Source organism: Polymorphobacter megasporae (assembly GCF_018982885.2).
GTDB lineage: Bacteria > Pseudomonadota > Alphaproteobacteria > Sphingomonadales > Sphingomonadaceae > Polymorphobacter_B > Polymorphobacter_B megasporae.
Map to the genome: position 1 here is coordinate 3,135,089 of NZ_CP081848.1, position 20,252 is coordinate 3,155,340.

General features: G+C 66.8%; 19 protein-coding genes and 1 riboswitch. Of the genes, 12 read left to right on the forward strand and 7 right to left on the reverse strand.

Going from position 1 to position 20,252, the window contains the following annotated elements; all coding sequences use genetic code 11:
• Positions 1–20: 20 nt before the first annotated feature.
• The 3 genes from KTC28_RS14660 to KTC28_RS14670 all read left to right on the forward strand — a co-directional run bounded on the left by KTC28_RS14660 (position 21) and on the right by KTC28_RS14670 (position 2,546).
• Positions 21–1,259, forward strand: coding sequence for a threonine ammonia-lyase (locus tag KTC28_RS14660; RefSeq protein ID WP_216707879.1), 1,239 nt, complete (start codon positions 21–23; stop codon positions 1,257–1,259).
• A 75-nt stretch (positions 1,260–1,334) separates the two neighbouring features.
• Positions 1,335–1,730, forward strand: a complete 396-nt coding sequence (locus KTC28_RS14665; RefSeq protein ID WP_216707880.1) for a lysozyme inhibitor LprI family protein — start codon at positions 1,335–1,337, stop codon at positions 1,728–1,730.
• An 84-nt stretch (positions 1,731–1,814) separates the two neighbouring features.
• Positions 1,815–2,546 carry an arginyltransferase gene (locus KTC28_RS14670; RefSeq protein ID WP_216707881.1) on the forward strand — a complete coding sequence of 244 codons (732 nt, stop codon included), beginning with the start codon at positions 1,815–1,817 and terminating at the stop codon, positions 2,544–2,546.
• A gap of 179 nt (positions 2,547–2,725) precedes the next feature.
• On the opposite strand, the gene KTC28_RS14675 is transcribed toward KTC28_RS14670, so the two are convergent.
• Positions 2,726–4,033: a polyhydroxyalkanoate depolymerase gene (locus tag KTC28_RS14675; protein ID WP_216707882.1), complete on the reverse strand. Its 1,308-nt coding sequence runs from the start codon at positions 4,031–4,033 to the stop codon at positions 2,726–2,728.
• A 95-nt stretch (positions 4,034–4,128) separates the two neighbouring features.
• On the opposite strand from KTC28_RS14675, the gene KTC28_RS14680 reads away from it, so the two are divergent.
• The 4 genes from KTC28_RS14680 to KTC28_RS14695 all read left to right on the forward strand — a co-directional run bounded on the left by KTC28_RS14680 (position 4,129) and on the right by KTC28_RS14695 (position 10,204).
• Positions 4,129–5,721 (forward strand): tetratricopeptide repeat-containing sulfotransferase family protein, encoded by a 1,593-nt coding sequence (locus KTC28_RS14680; protein WP_216707883.1) that lies wholly within the window; start codon positions 4,129–4,131, stop codon positions 5,719–5,721.
• A gap of 66 nt (positions 5,722–5,787) precedes the next feature.
• A complete protein-coding gene (locus KTC28_RS14685) occupies positions 5,788–7,983 on the forward strand; it encodes a S9 family peptidase (RefSeq protein ID WP_216707884.1) in 2,196 nt (731 codons plus the stop codon).
• Positions 7,984–9,768, forward strand: a complete 1,785-nt coding sequence (locus KTC28_RS14690) for an ABC transporter transmembrane domain-containing protein (RefSeq protein ID WP_216707885.1) — start codon at positions 7,984–7,986, stop codon at positions 9,766–9,768.
• A gap of 43 nt (positions 9,769–9,811) precedes the next feature.
• Complete coding sequence (locus KTC28_RS14695) at positions 9,812–10,204, forward strand: DUF3592 domain-containing protein (protein WP_216707886.1); 393 nt, start codon at positions 9,812–9,814, stop codon at positions 10,202–10,204.
• An 86-nt stretch (positions 10,205–10,290) separates the two neighbouring features.
• On the opposite strand, the gene KTC28_RS14700 is transcribed toward KTC28_RS14695, so the two are convergent.
• Positions 10,291–10,584, reverse strand: coding sequence for a hypothetical protein (locus tag KTC28_RS14700; protein WP_216707887.1), 294 nt, complete (start codon positions 10,582–10,584; stop codon positions 10,291–10,293).
• A complete protein-coding gene (locus KTC28_RS14705) occupies positions 10,581–11,324 on the reverse strand; it encodes a fatty acid desaturase (RefSeq protein WP_255602054.1) in 744 nt (247 codons plus the stop codon). The genes KTC28_RS14700 and KTC28_RS14705 overlap by 4 nt, the downstream gene beginning before the upstream one ends.
• 83 nt (positions 11,325–11,407) lie before the next feature.
• Between KTC28_RS14705 and KTC28_RS14710 the strand changes: the two genes are divergently transcribed.
• Positions 11,408–11,977 (forward strand): sterol desaturase family protein, encoded by a 570-nt coding sequence (locus KTC28_RS14710; RefSeq protein ID WP_216707888.1) that lies wholly within the window; start codon positions 11,408–11,410, stop codon positions 11,975–11,977.
• Here KTC28_RS14710 and KTC28_RS14715 read toward each other — a convergent pair.
• The 3 genes from KTC28_RS14715 to crtY are packed head-to-tail and all read right to left on the reverse strand — an operon-like array spanning position 11,898 to position 15,744.
• A complete protein-coding gene (locus tag KTC28_RS14715; protein WP_216707889.1) occupies positions 11,898–13,013 on the reverse strand; it encodes a phytoene/squalene synthase family protein in 1,116 nt (371 codons plus the stop codon). The two genes, KTC28_RS14710 and KTC28_RS14715, sit on opposite strands and share 80 nt — an antisense overlap.
• Entirely contained in the window at positions 13,010–14,563 is a 1,554-nt protein-coding gene (locus tag KTC28_RS14720) for a phytoene desaturase (RefSeq protein ID WP_216707890.1), read from the reverse strand. Before KTC28_RS14720 ends, KTC28_RS14715 begins: the two co-directional genes overlap by 4 nt.
• Positions 14,564–14,592: 29 nt before the next feature.
• Positions 14,593–15,744, reverse strand: a complete 1,152-nt coding sequence (crtY, locus tag KTC28_RS14725; RefSeq protein WP_216707891.1) for a lycopene beta-cyclase CrtY — start codon at positions 15,742–15,744, stop codon at positions 14,593–14,595.
• A 216-nt stretch (positions 15,745–15,960) separates the two neighbouring features.
• Between crtY and KTC28_RS14730 the strand changes: the two genes are divergently transcribed.
• Both KTC28_RS14730 and KTC28_RS14735 read left to right on the forward strand, forming a co-directional pair.
• Complete coding sequence (locus KTC28_RS14730) at positions 15,961–16,323, forward strand: hypothetical protein (protein WP_216707892.1); 363 nt, start codon at positions 15,961–15,963, stop codon at positions 16,321–16,323.
• Between the two features lie 119 nt (positions 16,324–16,442).
• Entirely contained in the window at positions 16,443–16,859 is a 417-nt protein-coding gene (locus KTC28_RS14735; protein WP_216707893.1) for a hypothetical protein, read from the forward strand.
• Between the two features lie 102 nt (positions 16,860–16,961).
• Here the strand turns inward: KTC28_RS14735 and KTC28_RS14740 are convergent, their stop codons facing one another.
• The gene (locus KTC28_RS14740) at positions 16,962–17,228 is read right to left on the reverse strand and encodes a hypothetical protein (RefSeq protein ID WP_216707894.1); all 267 of its coding nucleotides are present in this window, start codon (positions 17,226–17,228) and stop codon (positions 16,962–16,964) included.
• A 206-nt stretch (positions 17,229–17,434) separates the two neighbouring features.
• Here KTC28_RS14740 and KTC28_RS14745 point away from each other — a divergent pair, with 206 nt between their 5' ends.
• Together KTC28_RS14745 and thiC are read left to right on the forward strand one after the other, a co-directional pair.
• Positions 17,435–18,193, forward strand: coding sequence for a sterol desaturase family protein (locus tag KTC28_RS14745; protein ID WP_216707895.1), 759 nt, complete (start codon positions 17,435–17,437; stop codon positions 18,191–18,193).
• Between the two features lie 51 nt (positions 18,194–18,244).
• A riboswitch (TPP riboswitch) is annotated at positions 18,245–18,353 on the forward strand.
• Between the two features lie 32 nt (positions 18,354–18,385).
• Positions 18,386–20,251 (forward strand): phosphomethylpyrimidine synthase ThiC, encoded by a 1,866-nt coding sequence (gene thiC, locus KTC28_RS14750; protein ID WP_216707896.1) that lies wholly within the window; start codon positions 18,386–18,388, stop codon positions 20,249–20,251.
• Position 20,252: the final 1 nt, after the last annotated feature.

A 20,252-nucleotide genomic window follows, 5' to 3' on the forward strand; every position in this document is an offset into this window, starting at 1 on the left:
GTCCCCGCTAAGCGCGGCGCATGACCGCACTCGACGCCGCCCTGCCCCTGCCGATCGATTATGCCGACGTCCTCGCTGCGCGCGTGGCGATCGGCGACGCGGTGATCCGCACGCCCTGCCTCCACAGCCGGACGCTGTCGGAGATGACCGGGGCCGAGGTGTGGCTCAAGTTCGAGAACCTCCAGTTCACCGCCGCCTACAAGGAGCGCGGCGCGCTCAACAAACTTCTGTCGCTGACCGAGGAGCAGCGCCTGCGTGGCGTCATCGCGGCGTCGGCGGGCAACCACGCGCAGGGCCTCGCGTATCACGCCAAGCGCCTCGGCATTCCGACGACGATCGTCATGCCGCGCCACGCACCCGCCGTGAAAGTCCGCCAGACCGAGGGGCACGGCGCGAGCGTCATCCTCCACGGCGAGAGCTTCGACGACGCCGCCGCGCACGCCCACAAGCTGACGATCGAGCGTCACCTGACCTATGTCCCGCCGTTCGACGACGCGCTGATCATGGCGGGACAGGGCACCGTCGCGCTCGAGATGCTCGAGGACGTGCCGCAGCTCGACACGCTGATCGTGCCGATCGGCGGCGGCGGGCTGATTTCGGGGATGGCGACGGTCGCCAAGGCATTGAAGCCTGACATGATGGTCGTCGGCGTCGAGGCTGAACTGTACCCGTCGATGTACGCCAAGCTCAACGGCCAGACGATGCCGTGCGATGGCGACACGCTCGCCGAGGGCATCGCGGTCAAGGTGCCGGGCGAGCTGACCTTCCGCGTCGTGCAGGCGCTCGTCGATGATATCCTGCTGGTCGGCGAGCGCGATCTCGAACGCGCGGTGTCGCTGCTGCTGACGATCGAGAAGACCGTCGTCGAGGGTGCCGGCGCGGCGGGACTCGCGGCGCTGCTCGCGCACGGCCAGGCGTTCCGCGGGCGCAAGGTCGGGCTGGTGCTGTGCGGCGGCAACATCGACACCCGGCTGCTGGCGAACGTCCTGCTGCGCGACCTTGCGCGGTCGGGGCGGCTGGCGCGGCTGCGGATCCGGCTCAAGGACCGCCCGGGGCAGTTGTTCGAAGTCGCGCGGGTGTTCGACCGGCTCCAGGTCAACATCCTCGAAGTCTACCACCAGCGCGTGTTCACCACCCTCCCCGCCAAGGGCCTGATCACCGAGATCGAGTGCGAGACGCGCGACCGCGACCATCTCGACCGGCTGGTCGAAGCACTGCGCGCAGCGGGCTATGATGTGCGACAAGTCGAACTGGATTAGCGCTGATCACTCACGACAACTTTCGCGGCGGACGGTTAGCTTGTCTTCTGCTTATGATGACATTACGATATCGCAATGATCGGCATTGTTGTCGCTTTGGCACTGGTTACCGCGCCGAATAAGCCTGCGCAGAGGGCGGAAGACTGTTATCATAAGACCGATAGTCATGTTGCTGAAGCAGCATGTGAATCTATGAAGGCTGATGGAGCGTCGCGTAAGCTTCAACGCTATTATCGTCAGGTTTTTCGAGCTGCAGCCGAATTCTCCAAAACTACGTCGACGATATCGTTTACAAAGCAGATTCAGCGAAACCAGGCTCGATGGAGCTTATGGGCAGCCGACGAATGTCGGCTTGAGGGCGAAGTCACGATGGGAAGCGCTGCGATTACGATCGAGCCAATCTGTCGCCAACGTCTCTCCGCACAACGACTGACTGAACTTAAATCCATCGGGGCGAGCTTTTTGCGCTGACTGGCTGATCGGTAGATGATCCGAGGCCGCTATTGACCCGCACTTTCCCCTACCGATTTGGCGCTGCGTGCCGCATATTAAGGCGTGACCGACCAGAGCTTCCGCTTTCCGCGCTTCTTCGTGACGGCGCCGTCGCCGTGCCCATACATCCCGGGGCGCGTCGAGCGGAAGGTATTCACCGAGCTCAAGGGCTCCGACGCCGCCGGCATGAACGAGGCGCTGAGCCGGATCGGCTTCCGCCGAAGCCAGAACGTCGTCTACCGGCCGAGCTGCGACGGTTGTTCGGCGTGCGTCTCGGTCCGCGTCGTTGCGGGCAAATTCACGCCGAGCGCGTCGCAGAAACGCCTGCTCAAGCGCCACGCCGACCTCGACGTCAGCGCGTGCGAGCCATGGAGCACCGAGGAGCAGTTCGACCTGCTTCAGCGCTACCTCGGCTCACGCCACCCTGACGGCGGCATGGCGGCGATGGACGCATACGACTTTGCCGACATGGTCGAGCAGACCCCGGTCGACACCGTCGTCGTCGAATATCGCGAGCCATCGGTCGACGGACGTCCCGGGCGGCTGGTCGGCGCGTGCCTGACCGACAAGCAGACCGACGGCCTGTCGATGGTCTACAGCTTCTTCGCCACCGAGGACCCCGCGCGGCAGGGGCTCGGCACCTTCATCATCCTCGACCATATCGTCCGCGCCGGTCGCGCGGGGCTGCCGTACGTGTACCTCGGCTATTGGATCGAGGGGTGCGAGCGGATGGATTACAAGACACGGTTTGCGCCTGTCGAACGCCTCGGCCCGGGCGGCTGGCGCGGAGTTTAGGGCATGGCGTCACGTCGAACCAAAATTGTCATCCCCGCGAAGGCGGGGACCCAAAGTCACGAACGGTTGTGACTTTGAGTCCCCGCTTTCGCGGGGATGACAATTTGAGTGGGGTCATCTGGCTTACGGTCACGCCGTCGGCAGCATGGACCCGTTCGATCGAACTGACGGGCAACCCGTCAGGCGTGCGCTACAGCCGAGACCTCGCCTGCCTTCATCTCGATCGCCGCCGGGGCAGCCGCCTGCGGAGCCCGCCCGCTTTGCGCCGGATCGTTCGCGCGGATGAAGTCCTCGACGACGGGGGCGATGATCTCGCGCCAGCGGCGGCCGTTGAAGATGCCGTAATGGCCGACCTGCTCGGCCATGTAGTACTTCTTCTTGTCGTCGGGCAGGTTCGTCGCCAGCGTCAGCGCGACCTTGGTCTGGCCGAGCCCCGAGATATCGTCGCGCTCACCCTCGATCGCCAGCAGCGCGGTCTTGGTGATGTTCGCAGCATCGACGCGGACGCCGCGGTGATCGAACTCGCCCTTGGCGATCGACTGCTTCTGGAAGACGACGTCGATCGTCTGGAGATAGAATTCTGCGGTCATGTCCGACACCGAGCGGTATTCGTCGTAGAATGCCTTGGTTGCATCAGCCGAGGTGTCGTCGCCGGCAACGAGGTGTTTGAACATCTCCCAGTGCGACTTCATGTGGCTCGCGAGGTTCATCGACAGGAAGCCCGATAGCTGGAGAAACCCGGGATAGACCTTGCGCCCCGATCCGGGATAGCTCGCGGGCACGGTGGCGACGACGTTATTGACGAACCATGCGTACGGCCGCTCGGTGGCGAGGTCGTCGACCGAGGTCGGGGCCTCGCGCGTGTCGATCGGGCCACCCATCATCGTCAGCGTCAGCGGCAGATTGGGATCGTTCTTGACCGACATGATCGACACCGCGGCATACGCCGGGACTGCGGGCTGGCACACCGCGAGCATGTGTGCACCCGGGCCGACGACGCCCATGAATTCGATCAGATAGTCGATATAGTCGTTGAAATCGAAGGTGCCGTCGCTGAGCGGAACGTATTTCGCATCGCGCCAGTCGGTGACATAGACGTCGTGCCCCGGCAGCATCCGCTCGACGGTGCCGCGGAGAAGCGTCGCGAAATGCCCCGACATCGGCGCGACGATCAGCAGCTTGGGGTCGTTGCGCCCCGATACCGCACGAACGAAATGCTTGAGCTGGCCGAACGGCTTGCGCAGGACGATCTCCTCGCTGACCGCGACTGAGACGCCGTCGACGATTGTCGCGGCAAGACCGAAGTCGGGCTTGCCGCGCGGCGCTGCGGCATGGGCGAAGACTTCGAGCGCCCGCGCGATCACCGGTGACGTGCCGACGTAAGCGAACGGGTTTGCCGGGCTGAGCAGCCAGTCCGAGGTCAGCTTCGACGCGGCCCCCATGCCAGCGAGCATCGACTTCTGCATCTCATACGCGTCGTAAAGCATCTATCGTCCTCGATCCGCGACCCGGATGGCGCGCATGACTTGTGACATAACGCATCCGCAGCATAAAGTGTAACAACGGTGCCGCGGGGAGGCGAATGCTCGATTTAGCGACGCGGACGGCAATCGAGACCGCACTCGGCGACCGCCAGATCGGTCTCGCAGTGACGCTCGCCGCCGCCGCGCTCGCCGCCGGGGCGCGCGACCCGATGCTGTTCAATCTCGTCGCATGGCGTGCGGAGGAAGCGGGCGACTTCGCCGCGGCGCACCATGCGCTCGGCGAGGCAATGGCGCTCGCGCCGCACGATGCGACGATCATCACTGCGGCCGGCCGCGCCCTTCGCAAGGAAGGCCGGATCGGCGCGGCGCTGGCGATGTTCGATCGTGCTTCGGCGATCGAGCCGGGCTTTGCGGTGCCGTGGCTCGAACGCGGCTATGCACTCGATGTCGCGAACGACGCCGCCGCCGCGCTGACCAGTTACCAGCGCGCCGCCGCGCTCGATCCGGCGATGGCGCCGGCGTGGGCGGGCGCAGCGGCGGCGGCGGCACGGCTCGGGCAGCCCGTCGCCGAGCTCGCCGCGCGCGCGCTCGCAATCGACCCGCACGACGCGACCGCGACGATGGCGCTGGCGCGGAGCGAGCTCGGCAGCGACCCTCGCCGCGCCGCCGCGCGCATCCGCGAAATGCTCGCAATGCAGATTGGTGTCGCCGACCGGATCGCGGCGCTGACGCTGCTCGGCGATGCGCTCGACCGGATCGATGCGACCGCCGACGCCTTCGCGGCGTACGCGGCGGCGAAGTCGATGTTTGCGCAGTTGCACGCACCGCGCTTCGCCGCGCTGAGCGAGCCGCCGCAGCGCGAGTTCATCGACAACATTGCCGCGGCGGTCGACGACGTCGACCCGATGGCGTGGCACAAGCGAGTCGCTCCCCCGGGCCGTCGCGGCCACGTCTTCCTGCTCGGCTACCCGCGGTCGGGCACGACACTGGTCGAGAACATCCTCGCCAGCGCGCCCGGGGTCGAGGCGCTCGAGGAACGGCCGACCTTGATCGACGCCGACCGCGAATTCCTGACCGACCCCGGCGGCATTGCCCGCCTCGCGGCAATCGATGCTGCGACGGCGACAGGCTTCGGCGATCGCTACTGGCAGCGCGTCGCCGACGCCGGCGTCGATCCCGCGACGACTTTCGTCGATATGGACCCGCTCAAGGGGATCAAATTGCCGCTCATCGCCCGGCTGTTCCCCGATGCCCGCGTCGTCGTCATGCGCCGCGACCCGCGCGACATCGTCCTGAGCTGCTTCCGCCAGAACTTCGCGATTACCGCTGCCGCCTACGCGTTCACCACGATCGAGGGCGTGGCGGAACACTATGCCGCACTGATGCGACTGACCGCGCTCTGCCGCGAACGGCTGCCGCTCGCGGTCCACGACCTGCGCTACGAGGATCTGGTTGCCGACTTCGACACGACGACGCGGAGCCTATGCACCTTCACCGGCATCGACTGGTCACCCGACCTGCGGCGCTTTGATCGCACCGCCGCCCGGCGCGGGGTGTCGACCGCGAGTGCTGGGCAGGTCAATCGTCCGCTTTACGACGGCAGCGGCCAGTGGCGGCGCTATGCCGACCAGCTCGCGCCGGTGATGCCGATCCTCGCGCCGTGGATCGAGCGGTTCGGCTATGACCTTTAACCACCCGTTTGCCCTTACCCCCGTAGCCGCGTAGGACACCGCGGTGAGACGGGCAGGTACAACCGGATGCGGGCGTTTTTGGCGGGACTTATCGGGCTGGCGGCGATGACCATCGCGACAGCATCATCCGCAGCCGACCTCACGCTCGAACGCGTCTTCGCGTCGCCATCGCTTAGCGGCCCCGCCCCGCGCGTCCTCAAGCTATCGCCCGACGGCAAATACGCGACGCTGCTCAAGCCACGCCCCGACGACAAGGATCGCTACGACCTGTGGGCGGTCGACGTCGCCACCGGGACGTCGCGTATGCTCGTCGATTCAACGAAGCTCGGGACCGGCGCGGCATTGTCGGAAATCGAGCGGATGAACCGCGAGCGCCAGCGGATCGCCAGCATCAAGGGAATCGCCAGTTACAGCTGGGCCCCCGATTCGCAGCATTTGCTCGTGCCGATCGACGGCGACCTGTGGCTCGCTGGACTCGACGGGTCGGTCAAGCAACTGACCAAGACGGCGGCGACCGAGACCGACGCGCAGCTTTCGCCGAAGGGCCGTTTTGCTTCGTTCGTCCGCGACCGCAATTTCTTTGTCCTCGACCTGAACGCCGAGACCGAGACCGCGCTGACCAAGGACGGCTCGGACACGATCGGCTGGGGCGCCGCCGAGTTCATCGCGCAAGAGGAGCTCCACCGCTTCACCGGGACATGGTGGTCGCCCGCCGACGACCGGGTCGCAGTCGAGCGCGTCGACGAATCGGGGGTGCAGGTCGTCCAGCGCGCCGCGATCGGCGCCGACGGCACGCGGGTCTACGCGCAGCGCTATCCCGCCGCGGGGACGCCGAATGCCCACGTCGAGCTGTGGCTGATGGCCCCCGATGGGAGTGCGCGGGTCAAGGCCGACCTCGGCCCAGACCTCGACATCTACCTCGCCCGTGTCGACTGGGCGGCGGACGGCAAGTCGCTGTTCGTGCAACGCCTGTCGCGCGACCAGAAGCGGCTCGATATCCTCCAGGTCGACCCCGCGACGGGGGCGGCGCACGTCATCCTGACCGACACGTCGAAGACGTGGGTCAACCTCAACGACGACTTCACCGCGCTCGACGACGGCTCGCAGATCATCGGGTCGGAGCGCACCGGCTTCGCGCATCTGTACCGCCGCGCGGGCAACAAGCTGACCGTGCTGACGCACGGCGACTGGGTCGTCGACGATGTCATCGGGATCGACCAGAAGGCGCACAAGGTCTTCTTCACCGGCTACGCCGACACCGTCCTCGAAAAGCACCTGTACGTCGTCGACTACCTCGCGCCCGGAGCGCCGGTGCGGATCACCGCGCCCGGCGGCTGGCATGAAGTCGCGATGGACAAGGGCGGGACCGCCGCGCTGATCACCCGCTCGACCCCGACCCAGCCAGCGCAAACGTGGCTCGCCGACGCCGCCGGCAATCGCCGCGCATGGATCGAGGAGAATACGCTGAACGCGGCGCACCCGTACGCGCCGTTCCTCGCTGCGCATGTCACGCCGGAGTTCGGCACGATCTCCGCTGCCGACGGCACCCCGCTGCATTACCGGTTGTTCAAACCGACGACGCCCGGGCCGCACCCGGTCTATTTCACCGTCTATGGCGGTCCCGGGGTCCAGTCGATCAACCACGCGTGGCCCGCGCCGATCAACGAATATCTCGTCCAGCACGGCTGGGCGGTGTTCCAGGTCGACAATCGCGGATCGACCCACCGCGGCAAGAAATTCGAGGACGTCCTCTACCACAGCATGGGCAAAACCGAGGTCGACGACCAGCTCGCCGCGCTGGCGTGGGTCAAGCAGCAGGCGTGGGCGGCCCCCGACAAGGTCGTCGTCAACGGCTGGAGCTACGGCGGCTACATGACGTTGAAGCTGCTCGCCGCCGCGCCGACCGCGTTCGCCGCCGGGATCGCTGGAGCGCCGGTAACGCGCTGGGAGTTGTACGACACCGCGTACACCGAACGTTATCTCGGCACCCCGCAGGCCGACCCCAAGGCGTATTCATCGAGCGATGCGCTGACGACCGCGACCGATATCGAGCGCCCGCTCCTGCTCATCCACGGCATGGCGGACGACAATGTCGTGTTCGAGAATTCGACCGCGCTGATGGCCAAGTTGCAAAAGGCGAACAAGCCGTTCGACCTGATGGTCTACCCCGGCGCGACCCACGCCGCCGCCGGGCTCGACGTCCACGTCTGGCTGACGCGGCTCCGCTTTATGGGGCGCACCGTCGCTCCGACAGGATATTAAATGGCCATCGCCACCACTAAAGATGCTGCGCCGCCGTCGCGCAAGCTGTCGAAGCTCATCATCCTATGGCGCTTCGTCAAGGTCTACCCCGGCCACCTCGCGATGGCGCTTGTCGCGCTCGCGGTCGCGGCCGGATCGACGCTCGCGGTGCCGAAGGGCTTGCAGCTCGTCGTCGACAAGGGTTTCCATGCCGGCGCCGACCCGGCGGTTATCGCGCCGTATTTCTGGGCGCTGCTCGGGGTCGTCGCGGTCCAGGGCATCGCCACCGCAGTCCGCTTTTATTACGTCAGCTGGATCGGCGAGCGCGTCGTCGCCGACCTTCGCCGCACCGTCCAACGGCATCTGCTGTCGCTCGACCCCGGCTTTTTCGAGGAGAACCGCCCGTCTGAGATCGCGTCGCGGCTGACCTCGGACACCGCGGTGATCGAGCAGGTCGTGTCGACCTCGGCGTCGGTCGCGCTGCGCAACGCGTTCATGGGTATCGGCGGGCTGGTCTACATGATCGCGCTCAGCCCCAAGCTCGCCGGGCTGATGCTCCTCGTCATCCCGATGGTGATCATCCCGATCATCGTCCTCGGCCGTCGCGTCCGCGATCTGTCGCGGTCGAGCCAGGACCGCATCGCCAGCATTGGCACGATCATCGCCGAGGTCCTCGGCGCGATCAAAGTGGTCCAGGCATTTACCCAGGAGGTCCGCGAGGCGGCACGCTTCGGCGAGGCGGTCGAGGCGACCTTCGACGCCGCCAAGCGCCGCATCCGAGTCCGCGCGATGATGACCGGCATCGTCATCTTCCTGATCTTCGGCGCGATCACCCTCGTGCTGTGGGAGGGCGCCGCCGACGTCGTCGCCGGGCGGATGACCGGGGGCACGATCACCGCCTTCCTGTTCACCGCCGCAATCGTCGCGGGCGCGTTCGGCGCGCTGACCGAGACCTATGGCGACTTCATGCGCGCCGCCGGGGCATCGGGGCGGATCGAGGAACTGCTCGCCGCGACCCCCGACATCCGCGCTCCCGCGCATCCCGTCGCGCTGCCGCTGCCGGCGATGGGCCGCCTGACGCTCGACCACGTCAATTTCAACTATGCGACCAAGCCCGACGCCCCGGCGGTGATCGACTTCACTCTCGACATCGCGCCGGGCGAGACGGTCGCGGTCGTCGGGCCGTCGGGCGCGGGCAAGTCGACGTTGTTCGCGCTTGTCCAGCGCTTCTACGACCCGCAGTCGGGGGTTATCCGCCTCGACGGCGTTGCGCTGCCCGAAGCCGACCCGATCGACGTCCGCTCACGCATCGCCGTGGTGCCGCAGGAAACCGTCGTCTTCGCCACCAGCGCCTACGAGAACATCCTCTACGGCCGCCCCGACGCGACCGAGGCCGAGGTGTGGGCCGCCGCCGAGGCCGCACACGCCGACGACTTCCTCCGCGCATTGCCGCAGGGCATCCACACCTTCCTCGGTGAGGCGGGGTCGCGGCTGTCGGGCGGCCAACGCCAGCGCATGGCGATCGCCCGCGCGATCCTCCGCGACGCGCCGCTATTGCTGCTCGACGAGGCAACGAGCGCGCTCGACGCCGAATCCGAACGCCTCGTCCAGCGCGCGCTCGAGAAATTGATGGAGGGCCGCACGACCCTCGTCATCGCACACCGTCTGGCAACCGTCCGCAACGCCGACCGGATCATCGTCATGGACGGCGGGCACATCGTCGCGCAGGGCACGCACGACCGGCTGATCGCGCAGGGCGGGTTGTACGCGAAGCTGGCGCGGTTGCAGTTCGAGGATGCGGCGTAGACAGGCCGTGAGCGGGGAATTGAGCGGTCGCACGAGCCGAATCGTGTTGCTGGTGATCGGCATTACGTTGCTCGCATTCGCCGCCTGGCAGGCGTGGCAGGTGATCGAATTCAACCGGCAGGCGATCTCGACGACAGCGACGGTCGTGGCCGACCGCGGTGAGGAGCATGACGTCATGTCGGAACCGCACCCGCTCATCGAATTCGCGACGGCGGATGGTCAGACGATGCGATACAACCAAAACGGCATGGGATCGCAACGGATCGGCAGCCATATGCCCCTGCGCTATCTCGCTTCCGACCCGCGCGGGACCGCGATCGTTGCGACGTTCTGGTCGACGTGGTCGCAGGTGATCCTGCCGCTTATTCCGGCAATCGGGGCAATCGTTCTCGGCTTACTGGGTGTCGTCGTTGGACTCCGACCCGGACGCTATTAGCCGCCGAGGCAATTCGCGCGGGAGATAGCCGCAGCAAAATTGACGGCGCGCGACGTTCAATCAGCTTGTCGCCGCGACAGCCAAGTCTACCCCAAGGCGCAGGTCAACCCCGTCTCGACCAGCCGCGCTGCGATGACCGGATCGGCGTTGCCCAGTCGGCGAGCCAACTTGTTCAACGTCAGATGGTCGCCGCCGCTGTCCTTGACGACGCGGTTCAGCTCCTCGAGCTGGCCATAGCTCAATCGCGACGCGAGCTTGCTCCCCATGCAGCGCGCCTGCGGTGGCGGCACGCCGACCGACTCGAGCTTGCCGGCGATCCGCTCGGCGGGGGTCGCGCAGCTTGCGAGCAGCGCCAGCGCGATGACGGCGAATCGCTTCACGCCTTCCCCTCGGTCCGCGTCGCCGGCAGGCGCCACCACGCGACGTGCGGGTGGAGATGATGCTCGTGGTGATAGCCGCCGAAGTTGAAGCACGTCAGCACCGACAGCCAGGGCCCGAAGCGCGAGCTCCGCGCATTATGGCGGTCGGGAAAGACATCGTGCGCGTGGCGATGCGGCAGGAACGTCCCGAACCAGAACAACTGGAGCAGCGCGAGCAGCGCCGGGATCGCCCAGAAGACGATGATGTTGATGAGCGACGCGCCAATCAGCTGGTAAAATCCGAGAACGACGACGATCCGCACGATCTGCCAGTGCGAATAATAGGTCCCGAAGAACCGCGCGAGCCACTTGACCGGCCGCGTCGGGTTTGCCGCGTCGAAATCGGGGTCGGCCTCGGTGCCGACATGGCGGTGGTGCGCGAAATGGTTCGGCAGCATCTTATCGTAGTCGAGCCCCGCGTAGAACATCAGCGCCAGCCGCCCGACGGTGCGGTTGACCGCAGCCCGCCCTGGCGCGAACGAGCCGTGCATGCAGTCGTGGGCGACGATGAACAGCCCGGTCGACAGCCATGTCTGGACGAGCACGAGCGGAACGACCCAGACGAGGCTCGCCGTCGTCAGCGGAAACGCGAAGATGCCGCCAAAGTGAATCGCCAGCCACGCCCCGGCAATGCCCGCAGCGATCGCGTGGCCGGTGCCCGCGCGGTGATCGGATCGAAGGACGGTCGCGACGGCTGACACTGCGTGATAAACTCCTGACGCGATATCCCTGCGTCGAAACGTGGGGGATGCAAACCCCCCTGCGACCTTTTATAGACGCTGACATGAACCTCAACGTTACAACGGGCGAGGGTGTCGCCGTCGCACTCGCGGCGCTCGCGGCGATGGAGGCGGTTGCATATGTCGCGCACCGCTGGGTGATGCACGGCTTCATGTGGGGGCTCCACCGATCGCATCACGAGCCGCGGTCGGGGTTGCTCGAGGCGAACGACTGGTTCGCGGTGATGGGCGCGGCTCCGGCGATCGCCCTGATCTTTGCCGGCACCGTCCTCGGCTTCGGCAGCGCGCTGATGTGGCTTGGGGTCGGGATCACCGGCTATGGCGTGATCTATTTCGGTTTTCACGACATCATCGTCCATCGCCGCGTGCCGGTGTCGTGGGTGCCGCGCAGCCGCTACATGAAGCGCATCGTCCAGGCGCACCGGCTCCACCATGTCGTCGAGACGCGGGCGGGGACGGTGTCGTTCGGCTTTATCTACGCGCCGCCGGTCCGTGACTTGCTGGCCAAGCTCGAGGCCAACGGCGGCGGGCGGCTCAGGTCGTCGCAGGGTAAGGCCGGGTCCAAAGTCCGGCGCGAGATGGCCCCGGAGCCGGCCAGCGGCGGGCACGGCTGAACGACAGCGGCAACGTCCGCACCACCGCCAATAATTTCTCTGCCCGCGACGTTGTCACCCGGTGGTCGAGCGCCACAGCGCCTTCGGCCCGCACCTTCCGCCCGATGCCGCCGTAGATGTCGGCGGCGGCGAGCACCGCCCAGGCCGCACGGCGGGTCAGCGCGGGGGTGCCGAAGCGCGACGACGCTTCGTATCGCTCGGCCTCGTCGACGAGGCGCGCGACGACGGTCGCGAGCGCGGCGCGATTTTCGGGGCTTGCGTAGGTCGCTTGCGTCAGCCCCGCCTCGGCGAGCCAGATCGCGGGGAGATAGCATCGCCCGTTACCAGCATCCTCGACGACATCGCGCGCGATATTGTTGAGCTGGAACGCCATGCCGAGATCGCACGCGCGGTCGAGCGTCGCGCGGTCACCGGGGGCGACCCCCATGACGATCGCCATCATCACCCCGACGCACCCGGCGACGTGGTAGCAGTATGTCAGCGTGTCGTCGAAGGTGATGAACGCGCGCTCCTCGACGTCGGAGCGAAAACCCTCGATCAGGTCGAGCGGATAGCGTTCGGGCATCGCGGTCTCGGCAGCGACGCGGGCGAGTGCGGCGAAGGGAAGGTTCGTGGCTTCCCCTACCCCTTGATCGTCATCCCGTGTTTCTCGCTCGACCCCTTGATCGTCATCCCGGCGAAGGCCGGGACCCACGGTGGTGGCAAGCTCCGAATTTCGCGTTGCGCTCGACGGTGGGTCCCGGCCTTCGCCGGGATGACGAATTAGGGAGTGAGTGCTTGAATCCCGGCCCGCGCTCAGAGCAAGTCGCGTCCCCGCCTCTAACGCCGCCAACCGCTCCGCCGGAGTCCCCGCATACTCGACGCGCCCGTACCCCGCGTCCTGCCCGTCGATCACATCATCCGCATACCGGCACCACGCGTACAGCAGCGTCGCCCGGTCGCGCAGCACAGGGTCGAACAGCCGCGACGCGAGCGCGAAGCTCTTCGACCCCTTTTCGATCGACGCCCGGCTCGCCGCGACGAGCGCGTCGGTCATTCCGCCGCCAGCGCCGGACTCTTCAGCGACACGCTGTTATGCCCGACGCCCGGCTGGCGCGCGCCGAGGTCGGCGATCATCAGCTTCGCGGTCGCCTTGGCCGAGCCGACGACTCCCGGGATGCCCGCCCCGGGATGCGTCCCCGCGCCGACGAAATACAGGTTCGACAGGACGTCGTCGCGGTTGTGGGTGCGGAAGAACGCGCTCTGCCACAACACCGGCTCGAGGCTGAACGCCGACCCGAGGTGCGCGTTCAGTTCGACCGCGAAGTCCTTCGGCGTGAACGTCCGCATCGTCACGAGGTCGTCGCGCAGCCCGGGGATCATCGTCGCCTCGAGCGTGTCGAGGATGCGGTCAGCGTACAATTTGCCCTCGACTTCCCAGTCGCCCTTGTATTTGCCCATGTGCGGGACCGGCGACAGGACATAGAACGCGCTGCACCCCTCGGGCGCCATCGCCGGGTCGGTCGCGGTCGGGTGGTGGAGATAGAGCGAGAAATCGTCGGCGACGACGCCGTTCTTGTAGATGTCGTCAAGCAGCTCGCGATACCGATTGCCGAAGACGATCGTGTGGTGACGGATCTCAGGATGCTTCCGCTTGAGGCCGAAATAGACGACGAACAGCGACGGCGAGAAGCTTTTCCACTTCATCATCCCCGCCGCCTGCTTGCCCCGCGGGTGGTCACCCAGCAGGTCGCGATAGGTGTGGACGATGTCGCCGTTCGACGCGACCGCGTCGAAGTCGCCCGACCAGCCGTCGGCGGTGGTGACGCCGGTGACCTTCGCCCCCTCGGCGCGGATCGCCTTGACGCCGTTGCCCATCATGACCGTGCCGCCGAGGTCCTCGAACAGCTTGACCATGCCCTTGACCAGCGCGCCGGTGCCGCCGCGCGGGAACCACACGCCCCACTTCTTTTCGAGCGCGTGGATCAGCGCATAGATCGCGCTCGTCTTGAACGGGTTGCCGCCGACCAGCAGCGAGTGGAAGCTGAACGCCTCGCGCAGCTGCGGATCCTCGATGTAGCGGCTGACCATCGCATAGACCGACCGGAACGCCTCGTAGCGCATCAGCTGCGGGGCGGCCTTCATCATCGTGCCGAAGTCGAGAAACGCCTCGTGGCCAAGCTTTTCATAGCCTTCGCGGAAGACGTTCTCGGAATAGTCGAGAAACTTCTTGTACCCGGCGACGTCCTTCGGGTTCTTCGCCTTGATCTGCGCGAACAGCGTCTCGTCGTCGTTCGAATAATCGAAGACGTAGCCGTCCTCCCACATCAGCCGGTAGAACGGCGTGACGGGCATCAGCTCGACATAGTCCGACAGCTTGCGCCCCGACAGGCCCCACAGCTCCTCGAGGCACGACGGGTCGGTGATGACGGTCGGCCCGGCATCGAAGACGAAGCCCTTGTCCTCGAAGACGTAGGCGCGGCCGCCGGGCTTGTCGCGCTGCTCGATCAGCGTCGTCTGGACCCCCGCCGACTGGAGCCGGATCGCGAGCGCGAGCCCGCCGAAGCCGCTGCCGATCACCGCTGCCGTCTTCGGCCCTGTCGTCATGGAATTCGTCGCCTTCACGCAATCGCCCTTCAAGACTTGAGCAGCACGCCGAGCGCGCGCCCGAGCGGCACCGGCGGCCGCCCGATTAGTGTCCGCAGCATATCCCACGTCGTCGACCGCCCCGCGTAGAACCGGCGGACCAGCGCGGCGTCAAGCCGGTAGAAACGCTGGAGCACGCGGTAACGCTCGGCGGGCTCGGCCGCGTCGAACAGCATCCGGTTGAGGAACCTGTAGAATTTCCGGGCGCCCCACGTCGATTCGCTGTGGTGTCGCAGCGCGGCATATAGCGCGGCCGGCGTCAGCTCAGGCAGCCCGGCGACGAGGTCGGCGACGCGGACGGCATCGGGAAAACTATAGCCGGTAATCGGATTGAACAGCGCCGCGCGCAGGCCGACAACCGGCACTCCCGCGTCGCCCGAGTCCCAGAACGCGCCGATGTTGCCGTCGAGCGCGATCGGCAGGACGCCGACCTCCTCGCGCAGCACGCGCGCGACGGTCCACCCCTGCGCGGCAATATAGTCGAACACGCGGCTGCGCAGGATGTCGGGGGCAAGGTCGGCGCCGTCGCTATAATACGTGTCCTCGACGAGCACCGTCCGCGGCCCGAACGGCAGCGTGTAGACGAAGCGGTAGCCGTCGTGCTGCGGCACCGTCGCATCCATGATCACCGGTCCGTCGAGCCCGTGCGGCGCGGTCAGCTCGACCTCGATGCCGAGGAATTTCTGCGAGCGCAGGTCGAGCGCCGGGGTCGCCCCGCGCTGCGCCCCCTGCCCGCGCCCGTCGATCACCGCCCTTGCGGTCAACACCCGCCCGTCGCTGAGCGTCACCGACGTCGGCGTCAGCGCCGCGATCGAGCTGCTCGTCAACACCGTCGCCGGCGTGGCCGCGATCGCGTCGGCCACCCGCTCGCTCGTCGCGCTGCGATACCCCGACACCAACGTCCGCGAGTGCGCCGGAAACCGGATGCTGTAGCGGTCCCAGCGATGCGCCATCAGCGGCGCGGTCCACGCGACCTGTTCGGGGGTGATGTCGGCCTCGAACGATGACCAGGTGTGGTTCCCGCCGATGCTCGCCCCGGCTTCGACGATCGCGACGCGCATCTCGGGCCGCAGCTTCGCCAGCCGCAATGCGATCAGCCCGTTGGCGAGGCCGCCGCCGGCGAGGATGAGGTCGAAGTCCATTGCCAGACGGAGTAGCGCAACCGCGACGCGGGGGCGAGCCTGTGCAGTCGTCGCGGACGAGCGCCCTCGCCCGGCGGATGCAAAGCTGCTAACCGTCTGCGACCGCTTGGTGGAGTGCCCATGCGATACGGTGTGTTTAAGTCCTGTTGCCTGATCGTCATCGCGTCGTCGCTCGGCACTGCGACGGCTTATGCGGCAGCAGGGGAGTGGCGAAGGGTGGGCGATACGCCCGGTTTCCCCGGACTACGCCGCGAATTGCAGCACATCGTCGCCGATCGCGGCCACGACAGAATCGCCGAATTCTGCATCGTGCTGCGCGACAGCGGTGACCATGATCCAATCGCTTATGCGATTTGGCCACGCCAGCACCTCCTCTATCGCTGGCAGGCAGCCAGGGACACGGCCATCAGCGACGCGACCCTGCTGTATCACACCCCGCTCAACCTTCGCCGCGACATCGTCCGTTCGCCGTCGGATCAGTTGAGCACGTATAAAGTCACGCTGTCGTGGGTCCGCGATGTCGAGGCACAATGCCGCGCCCACGGTGAACACGTCAGCATTCGACGGCAGGGCAGATGATCAAGCTCGATCCCGAAACCAGCGTTGCCGGCGCACTTGAACGGGTACTGCTGGCCGAGACTGCGTCACCATCTGCAGCGAGCTACGATCCCGAATAGAGCCTGAAGGCGATGCGCTTCATGCGACAGGTCATCGAGAACAGGTTGCGTTTCGGCCACCAGTACGGCGCGCCGCGCGGGGCAAAGTCGGAAATCGACGTTATCTCCGTCGGATCGCAATTCGCAGGGTTCGGCGACTATCCCAAGTTGCCGCCGCACATCGCGAAGAACATTGCCGAATCGGTTGGCATCGCCAACGCCCCGCATGACCGCCGGTCGAAAGACTATATCACCTTCGTCGACAACGCGATTCTGGCGGCCACCGAAGCGTCGCCGCCGCCCGAAGCGCGTATCCCGGCAAACGTGGTCGCCTGGAAAACCAGGGACTCGTCATCGCCCGGAGCAAATTATGTCCTTGCCGGGTCCGCCCAGGGCAACGACTTCTATGCGGCTTTGAAGCCGCCTGTCGCACCCGGCTCGGCCGCCCCGGGACATTGATCGTTGGCGATTGCGGCTTCGGCGGCATGATCCAGAAGCGCTGGCCGGCCTAGACCCGCGTTGCCGTCTGCCGGGACACGCGGCAGACGGCGGACGGCGGCGCTAATGCGGCGTCGTGACGGTTGTGGTCGTCGTGGCGCTAGTCGGGGTTTTGACCGTCGACGAGGTCACCGATGTCGCCGGGGCGCGATGGTGGACGACCTTGTGGCGCTTGGGATGGTGATGGACGACCACCGCAGGCGTCGTTTCGCTGGTCGATTCGTGGTTGGTCACGGTCGTCGAGCTGGTCGTCGTCTGCGCCGTCGCAGGCACGGCGATCGTCGCGGCAAAGGCGATCGTCGCGGCTTGGGCGATAAGAACGAGCTTCATGGCATCCTCCTGTTGTCATCGGTCGTGATCGACCGAGGACGCGCTTTTGCGCGCCGCGAGATGAAACGTGGTTGAACATGATCGTTCCGTAACGTTCATCTTCGGGCCGCTGCCGGGGGGAGGCCGCTGCCAAGGGAAACCCGCTGCGACACTGCCCCGCCCTCTGCGCGGGTGACGCCGTCGCGCGCGCGCGCTATCCTCGCCCGGTGTTCGCCACCCTCCTCCTTGCCGCGCTCGGCATGACCGCGATCGTCGCCGTCCGCTATTTCGCGGTGTCGGGCGCGTTCGCGGCGCTGACCCTTTGCCTCCACCCCGATGCCGGGCCGGTGGCGGCGAAGCGCGGGGCGCAGGTGCGGCGGGAGATCGGCTGGTCGCTGGTGTCGGCGGCGATCTACGGCGTGCCGGCGGGGCTCGCGGGGGTCGCGTGGCACGATTATGGGCTGACCGCGATCTACAGCGGGGCGCCATCGTTGGCGGGATGGTTCTACGTGCCGCTATCGGTGCTGATCTATCTGTTCGTCCACGACACGTATTTCTACTGGACCCATCGCTGGATGCACCGTCCGAAGGTGTTCGCCACGGTCCACGCGACCCACCACGCCAGCCGCCCGCCGACCGCGTGGGCGGCGATGTCGTTCCATCCGTGGGAGGCGCTTTCGGGGGCGCTGCTGATCCCGGCGCTGGTCTTCGTCGTGCCGATCCATATCGGCGCGCTGATGGCGGTGCTCACCATCATGACCTTCAACGGCGTGTCTAACCACATCGGCTGGGAGATCTACCCGCCAAGCTGGGTCGCCGGAGCGTGGGGCCGGGTGATGATCACCGCGTCGCACCACCACCTCCACCACCGCCACTACCGCTGCAACTACGGCCTGTATTTCCGTTTCTGGGATAAGGTGTGCGGCACCGACCGGGGGTGGGCGGCAGAGCTGCTGCCCGATCGCGACGCCATCCTGACGCACTGAGGCCGCGAGGCCGCCTGACGCATTGACCCCCGCCGCCATCGGCGTACAACCACGTCGTCCCCGGGGGGCCGGTGCGTACCGGCTGAGAGGCAGTTGACGACTGCGACCCGCTGAACCTGATCCGGTTGACCCCGGCGGAGGGAGGGCGTCGCGGCAACACCCCGCGCGTTCTCCTGAATTGGAGCGCGACGCATGGCCGACATCAACTCCCCGATCGAAATGCCCGTCACCACCGGCCCGCTGCCGGGGTCGCGCAAGATCCACGTCGCCGGACAGCTGTTCCCCGACCTCCGTGTCGCGATGCGCGAAGTCGTCCTCGAGGCGACCGCGAACGAGCCCCCCGTCCGCATCTACGACCCGAGCGGCCCGTACACCGACGCCGCCGCCATCATCGACATCCACCAAGGCCTGCCCGAACTCCGCCGCCCGTGGATCGAGGCACGCGGCGACGTCGAGCGCTACCTGGGTCGCGAAGTGAAGCCCGAGGACAACGGCCTGACCGGGCGCGCCACCCTCGACGCCCGCGCCAACAGCGAAGCCTTCCCCCACGTCCAGCGCTCGCCGCTGCGGGCGAAGTCAGGCCACGCCGTCACCCAGATCGCCTACGCCCGCCGCGGCATCATCACGCCCGAGATGGAATATGTCGCGATCCGCGAGAACATCGGCCGCGCCAACCTTGCCGGCATCCGCGACGGCGAGGACTTCGGCGCGAGCATCCCCGACTATGTCACCCCCGAATTCGTCCGCGACGAGATAGCCCGCGGCCGCGCGATCATCCCGTCGAACATCAACCACCCCGAAGCCGAGCCGATGGCGATCGGGCGCAACTTCCTCGTCAAGATCAACGCCAACATCGGCAACTCCGCCGTCGCCAGCAGCGTCGCGGAAGAGGTCGAGAAGCTCGTCTGGTCGACCCGCTGGGGGGCCGACACCGTCATGGACCTGTCGACCGGGCGCAACATCCACACCACGCGCGAATGGATCATCCGCAATTCGCCGGTCCCGATCGGCACCGTGCCGATCTACCAGGCGCTCGAAAAGGTCGGCGGCATCGCCGAAGACCTGACGTGGGAAATCTACCGCGACACGCTGATCGAGCAGGCCGAGCAGGGCGTCGATTACTTCACGATCCACGCCGGCGTCCGCCTCGCCTACATCCATCTGACGGCGGCGCGCGTCACCGGGATCGTCAGCCGCGGCGGCTCGATCCACGCCAAATGGTGCCTCGCGCACCACAAGGAGAACTTCACCTACACCCACTTCGACGAGATCTGCGAGATCGCCCGCGCCTATGACATCTCGTTCAGCCTCGGTGACGGCCTGCGCCCCGGCAGCATCGCCGACGCCAACGACCGCGCCCAGTTCGCCGAGCTCGAAACGCTCGGCGAACTCACCAAGGTCGCATGGGCGCGCGACTGCCAGGTGATGATCGAAGGCCCGGGGCACGTCCCGATGCACAAGATCAAGGTCAACATGGAAAAGCAGCTCGAAGTCTGCGGCGAGGCCCCGTTCTACACCCTCGGGCCGCTGACGACCGACATCGCGCCCGGCTACGACCATATCACCAGCGGGATCGGTGCGGCGATGATCGGCTGGTTCGGCTGCGCGATGCTCTGCTACGTCACCCCCAAGGAGCACCTCGGCCTGCCCGACCGCGACGACGTCAAGGTCGGCGTCATCACCTACAAGATCGCCGCCCACGCCGCCGACCTGGCCAAGGGCCATCCGGCCGCAAGGCTCCGCGACGACGCGCTGAGCCGCAGCCGCTTCGACTTCCGCTGGCGCGACCAGTTCAACCTCAGCCTCGACCCCGAAACCGCGCTCAAATACCACGACGAGACCCTTCCCGCCGAAGGCGCCAAGACCGCGCACTTCTGCAGCATGTGCGGCCCGAAGTTCTGCAGTATGAAGATCACGCGCGAAGTGCGGGAGTATGCGGCGGGGATGAACACGGGAGAGATGGTCGCAGCGGGCGATGTCGCCGAGGCCGGGATGGCGGAGATGAGCGAGCTGTTCAAGGAGAAGGGCAGCGAGATTTATTTGCCTGCGGTTTCTTAAG